The organism is Flagellimonas sp. L-11 (genome assembly GCF_056857735.1).
This window is the reverse complement of the sequence record NZ_JBSXNR010000041.1, coordinates 1-11,666: the sequence shown is the minus strand read 5'-3', so window position 1 is coordinate 11,666 and position 11,666 is coordinate 1. Positions and strand designations below refer to the sequence as shown.

Sequence of the window (11,666 nt, the reverse complement as noted above, 5' to 3'; positions counted from 1 at the left end):
CCTTTCAAAATTTGAGCATTTAAATATAGCATTTGTAATCTTGCCAAGTACAGAAGCACTTCAATTAGGTGTCCTCTTAAATTGCCGTAACTTGCAACTTCTTTTGAAAAATTGTTATGTCAGAAAAAAAAGTAAGCATCCTCACCGCTTTTAAAACCATTATTTGGCCAAAACGTAAACTCGTTTTTTTGGGCCTATTTCTGATTGCCATTAGCAAAGCTGCCAGTTTTGCTGCACCTATTGCTTCCAAATACCTTATTGATGATGTCATCGTAAACAAAGACCTGGATATGCTCAAATATTTGGTCGCTGGAGTAATGCTGGCCATCCTTGTACAGTCGGTCACTTCCTACTTATTGACCAAGATTTTAAGCGTACAGGCCCAATATTTAATTTCTGAACTTAGGGCACAGGTCCAAAAAAAAGTGCTTGCCCTTCCCGTGCGCTTTTTCGACAATGCCAAGTCGGGAGCCTTGGTTTCCCGAATTATGTCGGATGTTGAGGGAGTCCGGAATTTAATCGGTACAGGTTTGGTGCAATTGGTAGGCGGTATCATCACAGCCGTAGTTTCCTTGACTTTGCTTATGGATATCAGCGTTTTTATGACACTTTTCACCTTTATACCCCTTACCATATTCGCCATAATTGCATTAAAGGCCTTTAAGATAATTCGACCCATTTTTAGGAATCGGGGCAAAATAAATGCCGAGGTAAAAGGTAGATTGACGGAGACTTTGGGAGGCATACGTGTTATAAAAGGGTTTAATGCCGAAAAGCAGGAAGAAGAAGTCTTTGAAGTTGGTGTAGAACGCTTATATGAAAATGTAAAAAAGAGCCTCACCACTACCGCTTTTATGACGAGTTCTTCCACCTTTTTGCTAGGGGTTGCGACCACAAGCGTTATGGGTTTTGGCGGATACAAAATTATTCAAGGCACCCTAACTGTGGGGGAGTTTGTGGAGTTTACCGTGTTGTTGGGCCTTATGATTGCCCCGATTGTGCAAATGAGCAGCGTGGGCAGTCAATTAACGGAAGCTTTGGCCGGTCTGGACCGTACCGAAGAATTAATGAATTTAAACGAAGAATCGGACGAGGAAAACCGTACCATTTTATTGGACGAAGTAGTTGGGAGCATGTCTTTCTCCGATGTTTCTTTTTCCTATGAGGAAGACAAGCAAGTACTGCACAACATTAGTTTTGATGTGGCGCCTGGACAGGTTATCGCTCTGGTGGGGAGTTCAGGTTCGGGAAAGTCAACCATAGCAGGCTTGGCCGCCAGTTTTTTAAACCCTGATTCTGGAACCATTACCATTGATGGGCACGACCTTTCCAAAGTGAATTTGAACAGTTTTAGACAACATTTAGGCGTGGTGCTGCAAGATGACTTCTTGTTTGAGGGTACCATTCGCGAAAACATACTTTTTCCACGACCCGATGCCAGTGAGGAGAAATTGCTCGAAGCCGTAAAGGCAGCCTACGTAAATGAATTTACCGACCGTTTTGACAAAGGTTTGGATACCTTGATAGGGGAACGCGGCGTTAAACTTTCGGGAGGTCAGCGTCAGCGTATTGCCATTGCAAGAGCTATTTTGGCAAATCCGAAGATTTTGATTTTGGACGAGGCCACCTCAAGTTTGGACACGGAATCCGAGGCGCTTATCCAAAAAAGTTTGGGAGAACTTACCAAGGGCAGAACCACTTTTGTGATAGCCCACCGATTGAGCACCATTCGCAAGGCTGACCAGATTTTAGTGATTGAAAACGGCCATATTCTGGAGCAGGGTACCCACGAAAAGCTGATTGCTTCCGAAGGAAGGTATTACAACCTGTTTACTTACCAAGCGAGAATTTAAGCCTCTTCCGGTGCCAACTCCACCTCAAGGCCATCCAAATCCTCGGTAATATGGATTTGGCAACCCAAACGGCTGTTGTCCTTTACAAAAAAGGCTTCGGCCAGCATGGCTTCTTCATCATCCGACTTTTCGGGTAATTGATGATCGGATTTTACGTAGCATTGGCAAGAAGCGCACATGGCCATACCACCACAAATCCCAATGGTTCCCTCCGGGGCAAGTTCATAGGAACGCACTACCTCCATCAGGTTCATATTCATATCGGTCGGGGCGTCTACCTCATGTAGTTCGCCGTCTCGGTCTATAATCTTTAACTTGATATCGCTCATAATCTTTCTAGAGATACTTCCTAAAGTCCTCAAGGGGACAGTTTCACTTAATAATCAATCTATTGCCTTAACTACTGCTTTTGGTGCTTCTTTTTTACTTCCGTCAAATCCTGTAACGCCGCCAACGGTGGTATATTTCATTACGTATTTCTTATCTGGATATATCTTTTGATAGGCACTTTGGCACATCAATGTAGCTTCATGGAAACCGCACAGGATCAGTTTTAGTTTGCCTGGATAGGTGTTGACATCACCAATGGCATAAATACCGGGAATGTTGGTCTGGTAATCCAAAGAATTATTCACCTTGATGGCATTTTTTTCTATCTCCAATCCCCAGTTGGAAATTGGACCCAACTTCGGAGACAATCCGAACAACGGGATAAAATTATCAATCTCCACATCGGTTTCTTCGGAGGTAGATGTGTTTTTTACGGTCACTTTCTCCAGGTAATCTTTCCCTTTTAGGGCAACTACCTCGGCGGGGGTCATCAAATTGATTTTTCCCTCATTTTTGAGTTGTTGTACTTTTTCAACAGAATCCAAAGCCCCTCTAAATTCATTTCTACGGTGTACCAAGGTTACTTCTTTGGCAACATCCGCCAAAAAGATGGACCAATCTAAAGCGGAATCGCCTCCACCAGCAATCAACACTTTTTTGCCTCGGTATATTTCAGGCTCTTTGATCATGTAGGCCACCCCATTGTCCTCATATTTCTCCAAGTTTTCCAACAACGGTTTTCTTGGCTCAAAACTGCCAAGCCCACCAGCTATGGCAACAATTGGTGCATGATGCTTGGTTCCTTTGTTTGTTGTTACTATAAAGGAGCCGTCATCCAGTTTTTCAATGGTCTCTGCCCGCTCTCCCAAGGTAAAGCCCGGCTGGAACGGTTTGATTTGTTCCATTAGATTATCCACCAAATCGCCCGCCAGTACTTCGGGGAATCCAGGAATGTCGTAAATGGGTTTTTTAGGATATATCTCGGAACATTGTCCACCAGCTTGTGGCAATGCATCTATTAAATGACATTTGAGTTGTAAAAGACCTGCTTCAAAAACAGCAAAAAGACCCGTAGGTCCCGCTCCAATTATCAAAATATCGGTTTTGATCATAGACTAAAAATTTGGCACGCAACTTAACGCTTACCCAAAAAATGATTTATGATTTTAATCAGTTAGGAAATATTGATTACCTCTTCAATTTGTGGCGCGTACTTTTTAATGGTCATTTCCACGCCACTCTTTAGTGTCATTTGGTTCACGGTGCAACCAATACAGTTGCCTTCCAAACGCACTTTTACGGTATTGTCTTCAATGGAAATCAACGTAATATCTCCACCATCGCTCTGTAAAAACGGACGTATCTCCTCCAATGCCTTTTCTACATTACTCCTTGTTTCTTCTGATGTCATTGTTGTCATGGTCACTTCTTTTTAACAGCGGAACAACCTGCCATTGTTGTAATTTTTATTGCTTCTGTCGGGGGAAGGTCTGTATTCCTTCTCACCAACTCCTGAACCACATTTTTCGTAAGCTCTTCAAAAGCTTCTTCTGTTGGAGTAGCTGTCTGCAAGGCGGCTGGTCTTCCAACATCACCTGCTTCCCTGATGCTCTGTACCAATGGAATTTGTCCTAAAAATGGAACCTCAAGGTCTTCCGATAGATTTTTTGCCCCGTTCTCACCAAAAATATAATACTTGTTATCGGGTAGCTCCGCAGGTGTAAAATACGCCATATTCTCCACGATTCCCAAAACAGGGACATTAATCGCCTCCTGTTGGAACATGGCCACCCCTTTTCTAGCGTCGGCCAAGGCTATCTCTTGTGGCGTACTTACCACTACGGCGCCCGTTACGGGCAAGGATTGCATAATGCTTAAATGAATATCACCTGTTCCTGGTGGCAAATCCAGCAAAAGAAAGTCCAGCTCACCCCAATGCGCATCAAAAATCATTTGATTCAATGCTTTTGCAGCCATGGGGCCCCTCCAAATGACCGCTTGGTTGGGCTGGGTGAAAAATCCAATGGAAAGCAATTTTACGCCGTAGTTTTCGATGGGCTTCATTTTGGCTTTTCCATTCACATTAATGGACAATGGTTTTTCCGTGGCTACATCGAACATAATGGGCATGGACGGCCCATAGATATCCGTATCCAATAGGCCAACTTTAAAGCCCATTTTGGCCAAGGTTACCGCTAGGTTTGCGGTTACGGTGGATTTGCCTACGCCCCCTTTACCAGATGCAACGGCTATAATATTTTGAATTCCGGGAATCGGTTTTCCTTTTATTTGATTTACCTTGGGTTTTGCCGGAGCATCAACTTTTAGGTTGATTTTTATTTTTGCTTTCTCGTATACTTCTCTGTGAATACACTTCAATATTTCAACCTCTGTCTTCTTTTTTGCTTGAAGACTTGGATTTTTGATCGTAACATCCACTTCAACCTCATCACCGAATACTTGGACATTGGTTACCGAACCGCTCTCGACCAAATTTTGGCCTTCACCTGGTGCAGATATCTTTTCCAACGCTTTGAGAATGTCTGTTTTTTTCAACTTCATCTATCAAAATTTTGTCATCAGCTGTTTGAACTGATTCTAAACTACAAAGATACGGTGTTGGTGTTAGATTAAGAAGTTGTATTGCTGAATTTCAAAAAAATCACATCTTGGAGTTATGGGGATCTGAATAAATAGCCCCGACAGACACAAAACCGATGGATTATCGTGTTGGTTTTTTTGAAAAACTGTAGTTTAGAAGCTGCTATTTGAAACTATCGACCAACATGCTGCCAAAAACCAGAATCCCCCAACTAATTTTATTGTTTTTTACCCTAATATGGCTCTCTTGTTCCACTAATAAAGGCTCCTTTACCAAACGGGATGTGAAAAAGTCGGAAAAATTGATCGGGCTTCATTTTGAAACTAAATATCGTGACACCCTCTACCCTTATTTGAAAAGAAACCGAAGTGGGTTTGATTCGTTAAGAAAATACCCTTTGGGCAATGATGTTTTCCCTGCTATCCGTTTTGACCCCACTCCTTTTGGCTTTACCATGCCAGAGCAACAAAATGGAACCGAGTGGAGCATACCGGATAATGTAGAAATCCCTGAACCATACAATTTATTGGCCTTTTACACCATTCCGCAATTGGCTTCGTTGATCAAAAATCAAAAAATAACGGCCACAGAGCTGACAAAATTTTTCTTGGATCGATTGAAAAAATATCAACCTGCCCTTCAATGCAGCATTACCATTACGGATAGTTTAGCCTTGGCACAGGCCAAGCGAGCCGACGAGGAAATCAAAAACGGAAAGTATCGTGGTATTTTACATGGAATCCCATACGGCACCAAAGATTTGATGGCGGTCCCCGGATACCCCACCACCTGGGGAGCTGCTCCGTACAAAGACCAAATCATAAATGAAACGGCAACCGTAGTGAAGAAACTGGAGGATGCCGGGGCCATTTTAGTGACTAAACTGGTATCGGGGGCCTTGGCCCGTGGCGATGTTTGGTTCGATGGTAAAACCAAAAATCCCTGGGACACTACCCAAGGTGCCGGTGGTTCTTCGGCTGGATCGGGTTCTGCAACATCGGCAGGCCTCGTTCCTTTTGCTTTGGGGACTGAAACTTTGGGTTCCATTACTTCTCCAAGTACCCGAAACGGAGTTACCGGTCTACGACCAACCTACGGTAGAGTTAGTCGCCACGGAATTATGAGCTTAAGCTGGTCCATGGACAAAGTGGGGCCCTTGGGAAGAAATGCCGAGGATTGCGCCATTGTGTTTGATGCCATTCAAGGGAAAGATAAAAATGATCTGACCACCGTTGACCTTCCTTTTGGGGTTGATTGGAACAAGGATATCAAAAGCTTGAGGGTTGCTTATCTTAAAGAAGACATTGAGAAAGATACCACGGAGTCTGGAGACAATCTGAGGAATGCGCTCAAATCCCTTAAGGAAATGGGTATTGAGCCTACAGCTGTGGAAATGCCCGAAGATGTTCCTTATCGTGGATTTGATATTATTTTAAGAGCTGAAGCAGGTGCTTTCTTTGATGAACTTGTCCGTTCGGGCGGGGTTGATGTGATGGTGGAGCAAGACCAGCGTTCCCGTGCGAATTCCTTGCGGCAAAGCAGATTTATTCCCGCCGTGGAATATATTCAAGCGAATCGACAACGACAGGTGCTTATCCAAAAAGTGCAAGATTTGATGAAGGATTACGATGTGTTGATTTCACCCACATTTGGAAACGACCAACTTTTGGCCACAAACCTAACAGGGCATCCCGTAATTGCTGTTCCAACGGGTCTGGATGACGAGAACCACCCTACGAGCATGACTTTTGTGGGCAATTTGTACGATGAAGCGAGTATTTTATTGCTGGCAAAAGCATTTCAGGATGCCACATCGTTTGACGAATTGCATCCCCCGGGTTATATTGATTAAAGCTCCAAGGCTGGATCCCAGAAGTATTTTTGAAAGTCTACGATTTGATTTTCCTTTACCGGGATTCCCTCGTTTTCGAGAAGTTGCTGCATAATGTTGCTTCCGTCAAAATGATGTTTGCCCGTTAACACCCCTACGCGATTTACCACGCGATGCGCAGGTACATCTTTTGTCAAGGAATTGTTCATGGCCCAACCGACCATTCGGGCGCTTCGGGCTGCTCCTAAATATTTTGCAATGGCTCCGTAAGAGGTTACCCTGCCGTAGGGAATCTGTTTGGCCACTTCGTAGACTTTGTCAAAGAAGTTTTTTTCTTCCATGTTAGCGGTACATTATACGAATCAAGGTAATCACGAGCAGCAAAAGCATCAAAGCGCTTAAAATATAGTTGGAGTTCTTGGAAAAACGATTGGTCTTGGTCTCCATCTTATCAAAATAAAAGGTGTAGAGGTACAGAACAGAAAAAGTACCAGCTCCTGCGGCGACCACAAAAGTGGTAATGTCCTTGGCTTCAAACTTTATCCAACCCGCTTCGTTCCACATGGCATTTAAACCACTGTAATACGGAATGGTCAACAAATTAAGGGCAGCCAACAAAACTCCCTTGAAAAAACTGTTCTTTTTACTCAGGTTGACCTCTTTAATGGCTTGTGTCTTTGCTCTGTTACGCTTTGCAATCACAAAAAAGTAAACAGCAAAAAAGGCGAATACGGCCACAGCAATCTTAAACAGTACATCTATCACCGCTGGATTACGGTACAAAAATTTAGAGATATACACAGCAATATAAGCCTGCACCATGATAGTACTGGAAACACCCAAACTAAAAATAACGCCGTTCAATTTTCCTTTTTCCACACTAACCTTGGCGGCATTCATATTGAGCAATCCCGGTGGCACAGTAGCCATAAAGGCTGCCGAAAATGTGGCAAAAAAAAGTATGAGTACGTGGGTCATTGGTTAGTTGATCCTAAATTGGATATATGTAATTGGTTTTCCTTTTTCAAGATACTGATTTTCGTAGAAAGTTTGGATTTTGAATACTTCGGGAGGCGCTCCTTCGTTTTTATATACATCGTGATTGGCATATATAATTTCGTGTCCCAAGCCTTGCAAAAGCCCAAGGGTGTACCCATGCATGTACTCGCTATCGGTCTTTAGATTGATTATTCCCTTGGGCTCCAGGATTTTTTTGTAACGCTCCAAAAAAACGGGATTCGTCATGCGATGTTTGGTGCGTTTGTACTTGATCTGCGGGTCGGGAAATGTAATCCAGATCTCACTGACCTCCCCTTCGTCAAAAAGATGGTCCACCAATTCAATTTGTGTCCGTAAAAAGGCCACATTGTTCAATTCTTGCTCCAAGGCGGTCTTGGCCCCTCTCCAAAATCGTGCTCCTTTGATATCTATGCCAATATGGTTTCTGTCCGCGTTCATTTGAGCGAGGCCAACGGTATATTCACCCTTGCCACAGCCCAGTTCCAACACAATTGGATTGTTGTTGCCAAAAAAGGATGCCCAATTGCCCTTGTACTTGAATCCGGCCAAAACTTCCTCCCGCGTGGGCTGTACCACATTGGCAAATGTTTCGTTTTCCTTGAACCTTTTGAGTTTGTTCTTACTTCCCACGTTCGTATTAAATTGAGCAAAAAGTTAATGATTTGGCAAAACTAAGGAAATCTAAAAGCAATTCGCATTTTGTTTTTTTGTTGATATGAATTCTTCCAAACGTATTCTGGTCGCCCCGTTGAATTGGGGACTGGGACATGCTACTAGGTGCATACCCATTATTCGCGAATTATTAGATCACGGTTACCTACCTTACATTGCCTCGGACGGCGTGGCCTTATCCTTGCTAAAAAAGGAGTTTCCAGAATTACCCGCTTTTGAATTACCTTCCTATAAAATTTCCTATGCTGAGAAAGGGAAGAATTTCAAAATTAAAATGATTTGGGATTCGCCCAAAGTGCTCAAAGCCATTGCCAAGGAAAAAAAAGCCGTGAAACGCTTGGTTAAAGAACATGGTTTGGAAGGAATTATTTCCGATAACCGACTGGGAGCATACTACAAAAAGGTTCCCTGCGTGTTCATAACTCATCAACTAAACGTGCTTTCCGGAAACACCACTTGGATGAGCTCCAAAGCGCATCAAAAAATAATAAAAAAGTTTGATGCCTGCTGGGTTCCCGATGTGGAGAAAAAACCCAACTTGACGGGAAAGTTGGGGCATCTAAAAAAATCCAAGTTAAACGTTGTCTATTTAGGTCCTTTGAGCCGATTTGAGAAAAAGAAACTCCCCATCACGAACGATTTGATGGTTCTACTCTCCGGTCCTGAACCGCAACGCACCTTGCTGGAAGAAAAACTACTGGATGAATTACAGGGGTTCGAAGGCAACATTCTTTTTGTTAAGGGCAAAATTGAAGAAAATCAGGTTCAAGAAGAAATACAGACATCGAAAGGAAAGATCCTCCATTACAATTTTATGAAGTCCGATGAACTGGAAAATGCCCTGAATCGAAGTGAAAAAGTGCTGTGCAGATCGGGTTACACCACTGTTATGGACCTGGCAAAATTGGAGAAGAAGGCCTTTTTTATTCCAACCCCTGGCCAATACGAGCAAGAATATTTAGCCAAAAGAATGCAGAAACAAGGGCTTGTTCCTTTTAGTAAACAAGAGGGTTTTTCCTTAGGTGATTTATTCCGAATTGATGATTTTAAAGGATTGGCTCAATTTGAATCCGTTGTGGATTTTTCTTCCATGTTCGAGATTTTCTCCGAAACTGGTGGAACAGCAGCTTTTTCAAGGGTAAAGGAGAACTCTGAACCTACGTCAACTTCGCTTTCCACATAGATTTTTTCGCCGTGGGCCTCCACAATATGTTTTACAATGGAGAGTCCAAGACCTGAACCGCCTTCGTTTCGGCTTCCACTTTGATCCACGCGGTAAAAGCGTTCAAAAAGTCGTGGAATGTGCTGTTTTGGGATTCCACCTCCATTGTCCGTTACTCGAACGATTACCTTGTTTTTAATAAGATTTTCCACACTTACTTCCGTGGTTCCTTTTGGCAGACCGTATTTGATGGAATTGACCAGAAGATTGCTGATTACCTGTTGTATTTTTTCCTTGTCCCCATTCACGTAAATAGGCTCGGTATACTCCATATCAAAAGTGAGGGAGATTTCTTTTTTGGCCGCTTTCATCTCCAATAGATCAAAGGTGTTTTCAATAAGCTCAATAATATCAAAATCCTCTCGTTCCAACTTTAACTCACCTGCTTCCAGCTTGGTAATCAAATCGAGGTCCTTTACAATATAAATTAAGCGTTCTACGCCTTTATTGGCACGTTGCAGGTATTTTTTTCGAAGTTTCTTATCCTTCATGGCACCGTCCAAAAGCGTTAAAATATAGCCTTGAACGGTAAAAAGCGGTGTTTTTAATTCGTGGGACACGTTGCCCAAAAAATCCTTTCGGTACTCCTCACGAATTTTAAGGGTGTCTATTTCTATTTTCTTTCCTTCGGCGAACCTTTCAATTTCCTGAACCAAAGTTCTCATATCCGTGGTTACGGGTTTGGAAGAGAAGGATGAGGATTCCAAAAGGGACACATCATCGTAAATTCTCTTGATACGTCTGTATATAAAACGCTCCACCCGAATCTGGATGATAGCAAAACAAATTGCAAAACAAATTAGTGCAAAAAGAATGGTATGCGGCCAGTTCATGTAATCCGCATCCAAATGAAACCCTACGAAGACAGCAGAGATCAAAACGGTAATAACCAAAGAAGATCTTAGGGCAAATTTGTATGATTTCTTTAGTTTAATGGCCATTAGAGCACAAACTTATACCCCACGCCCTTAACGGTTTTAAAGTGGTGGTCACCGATTTTTTCGCGCAGTTTTCTAATGTGAACATCGATGGTTCGACCGCCAACAACAACTTCATTGCCCCAAACTTTGTCCAAAATTACTTCGCGTTTAAATACTTTGTTCGGTTTGGATGTCAGCAAAGACAAAAGTTCAAATTCCTTTCTGGGAAGCACCATTTCTTCTCCATCGTTCACAATTTTATATTCTTCCCTGTTAATTACGATGTCACCAACCTTGACAATATCCTCTACTTCTTTTTTATCATCTTTCAACCTTCTCAGCAAGGCTTTAACCTTGCTTACCAAAACCTTTGGTTTTATCGGTTTTGTGATGTAATCGTCCGCTCCAGCATCAAAACCTGCTACTTGGGAGTAATCTTCTCCACGTGCGGTTAAGAAAGTAATTATCGTGTGATCCAGTCCGGGTGTGTTACGGATAACCTCGCATGCTTCAATACCGTCCATTTCTGGCATCATCACATCCATAATAATCAGGTGGGGGCTCTTCTTTTTTGCCTTGGCAACGCCTTCCACACCATTTTTGGCGGTATAGACCTCATACCCCTCCGCTGAAAGGTTATAGCTTATAATTTCCAGAATATCAGGTTCATCGTCAACCAGTAGAATCTTAATGTCCTTGTTTTTCATGGGATGGTATTTCTGTATTAATCGCCCAAATGTAAAGATAATACACTTACGGGATAAACGCTTAACGTTCATTTAATCTAGTAACATTATTGTAACACTAACAACAAAAACACTTAACACACAACTAACACGGCTTTTACAACCCCAGCCTTTCTTTGCATCGTTCAACATAAGGATCACATTCTACTTATTAAATGACAAAACAAAGAATTATGAAAAAATTTATTTCCCCTTTAATAGCGATTGCCCTGCTTTTTATAGCAGCGTGCAGTGGCGATGATAACGGTGCTATACCAGAGCCGGAACCGGAGCCAGAACCATCTGGTGAGGAGATAACCAAAACAGGTGTTCTTACTGAGGATGAAACATGGACAGCCGAAAACGTATACATATTGGACGGTAAAGTAGTGGTGGGCGAGGGTGTCACCCTTACCATTGAGGCAGGTACCATCGTAAAAGGTGAGCAAGGACAGGAAACACTTGCTTCGGCCCTTGTAGTGGACCAAGGC

General features: G+C 42.7%; 11 protein-coding genes and 2 pseudogenes. 4 read left to right on the top strand and 9 right to left on the bottom strand.

Going from position 1 to position 11,666, the window contains the following annotated elements:
- Nucleotides 1–116: 116 nt before the first annotated feature.
- Nucleotides 117–1,853, top strand: a complete 1,737-nt coding sequence (locus AC13CC_RS06255) for an ABC transporter ATP-binding protein (RefSeq protein WP_482877324.1) — start codon at nt 117–119, stop codon at nt 1,851–1,853.
- Here AC13CC_RS06255 and AC13CC_RS06250 read toward each other — a convergent pair.
- The 4 genes from AC13CC_RS06250 to AC13CC_RS06235 all read right to left on the bottom strand — a co-directional run bounded on the left by AC13CC_RS06250 (nt 1,850) and on the right by AC13CC_RS06235 (nt 4,745).
- Entirely contained in the window at nt 1,850–2,182 is a 333-nt protein-coding gene (locus tag AC13CC_RS06250) for a 2Fe-2S iron-sulfur cluster-binding family protein (protein WP_293165646.1), read from the bottom strand. The two genes, AC13CC_RS06255 and AC13CC_RS06250, sit on opposite strands and share 4 nt — an antisense overlap.
- A 54-nt stretch (nt 2,183–2,236) precedes the next feature.
- A complete protein-coding gene (locus AC13CC_RS06245) occupies nt 2,237–3,295 on the bottom strand; it encodes an NAD(P)/FAD-dependent oxidoreductase (RefSeq protein ID WP_482877322.1) in 1,059 nt (352 codons plus the stop codon).
- A gap of 62 nt (nt 3,296–3,357) precedes the next feature.
- Nucleotides 3,358–3,594, bottom strand: a complete 237-nt coding sequence (locus tag AC13CC_RS06240; RefSeq protein WP_041801799.1) for a NifU family protein — start codon at nt 3,592–3,594, stop codon at nt 3,358–3,360.
- 11 nt (nt 3,595–3,605) lie between these two features.
- Complete coding sequence (locus tag AC13CC_RS06235; protein ID WP_326277509.1) at nt 3,606–4,745, bottom strand: Mrp/NBP35 family ATP-binding protein; 1,140 nt, start codon at nt 4,743–4,745, stop codon at nt 3,606–3,608.
- 323 nt (nt 4,746–5,068) lie between these two features.
- Between AC13CC_RS06235 and AC13CC_RS06230 the strand changes: the two genes are divergently transcribed.
- Complete coding sequence (locus AC13CC_RS06230) at nt 5,069–6,637, top strand: amidase (protein ID WP_326277508.1); 1,569 nt, start codon at nt 5,069–5,071, stop codon at nt 6,635–6,637.
- On the opposite strand, the gene AC13CC_RS06225 is transcribed toward AC13CC_RS06230, so the two are convergent.
- From AC13CC_RS06225 to trmB, 3 genes are read right to left on the bottom strand one after another with little or no spacing between them, the layout of a single operon-like run.
- Nucleotides 6,634–6,957, bottom strand: a complete 324-nt coding sequence (locus AC13CC_RS06225) for an MGMT family protein (protein ID WP_326277507.1) — start codon at nt 6,955–6,957, stop codon at nt 6,634–6,636. The genes AC13CC_RS06230 and AC13CC_RS06225 overlap by 4 nt on opposite strands.
- 1 nt (nt 6,958) lies before the next feature.
- Complete coding sequence (locus tag AC13CC_RS06220) at nt 6,959–7,594, bottom strand: LysE family transporter (protein WP_293165656.1); 636 nt, start codon at nt 7,592–7,594, stop codon at nt 6,959–6,961.
- Nucleotides 7,595–7,597: 3 nt separating this feature from the next.
- Nucleotides 7,598–8,266: a tRNA (guanosine(46)-N7)-methyltransferase TrmB gene (trmB, locus tag AC13CC_RS06215; protein WP_326277506.1), complete on the bottom strand. Its 669-nt coding sequence runs from the start codon at nt 8,264–8,266 to the stop codon at nt 7,598–7,600.
- 85 nt (nt 8,267–8,351) lie between these two features.
- Between trmB and AC13CC_RS06210 the strand changes: the two are divergent.
- Nucleotides 8,352–9,284, top strand: a pseudogene (locus AC13CC_RS06210) (glycosyltransferase); the annotation flags it as partial.
- Between the two features lie 83 nt (nt 9,285–9,367).
- On the opposite strand, the gene AC13CC_RS06205 reads toward AC13CC_RS06210, so the two are convergent.
- Both AC13CC_RS06205 and AC13CC_RS06200 read right to left on the bottom strand, forming a co-directional pair.
- Entirely contained in the window at nt 9,368–10,471 is a 1,104-nt protein-coding gene (locus AC13CC_RS06205; protein WP_482877319.1) for a sensor histidine kinase, read from the bottom strand.
- Entirely contained in the window at nt 10,471–11,157 is a 687-nt protein-coding gene (locus AC13CC_RS06200) for a response regulator transcription factor (RefSeq protein WP_326277505.1), read from the bottom strand. The genes AC13CC_RS06205 and AC13CC_RS06200 overlap by 1 nt, the downstream gene beginning before the upstream one ends.
- A gap of 212 nt (nt 11,158–11,369) precedes the next feature.
- Here AC13CC_RS06200 and AC13CC_RS06195 point away from each other — a divergent pair.
- A pseudogene (locus AC13CC_RS06195) lies at nt 11,370–11,666 on the top strand (hypothetical protein); the annotation flags it as partial.

Excerpts from the sequence above, each read along its gene's own strand:
- AC13CC_RS06255 (WP_482877324.1), top strand. The coding sequence starts at position 117 with ATGTCAGAAAAAAAAGTAAGCATCCTCACCGCTTTTAAAACCATTATT.
- AC13CC_RS06250 (WP_293165646.1), bottom strand. The coding sequence starts at position 2,182 with ATGAGCGATATCAAGTTAAAGATTATAGACCGAGACGGCGAACTACAT.
- AC13CC_RS06245 (WP_482877322.1), bottom strand. The coding sequence starts at position 3,295 with ATGATCAAAACCGATATTTTGATAATTGGAGCGGGACCTACGGGTCTT.
- AC13CC_RS06240 (WP_041801799.1), bottom strand. The coding sequence starts at position 3,594 with ATGACATCAGAAGAAACAAGGAGTAATGTAGAAAAGGCATTGGAGGAG.
- AC13CC_RS06235 (WP_326277509.1), bottom strand. The coding sequence starts at position 4,745 with ATGAAGTTGAAAAAAACAGACATTCTCAAAGCGTTGGAAAAGATATCT.
- AC13CC_RS06225 (WP_326277507.1), bottom strand. The coding sequence starts at position 6,957 with ATGGAAGAAAAAAACTTCTTTGACAAAGTCTACGAAGTGGCCAAACAG.
- AC13CC_RS06220 (WP_293165656.1), bottom strand. The coding sequence starts at position 7,594 with ATGACCCACGTACTCATACTTTTTTTTGCCACATTTTCGGCAGCCTTT.
- AC13CC_RS06205 (WP_482877319.1), bottom strand. The coding sequence starts at position 10,471 with ATGGCCATTAAACTAAAGAAATCATACAAATTTGCCCTAAGATCTTCT.
- AC13CC_RS06200 (WP_326277505.1), bottom strand. The coding sequence starts at position 11,157 with ATGAAAAACAAGGACATTAAGATTCTACTGGTTGACGATGAACCTGAT.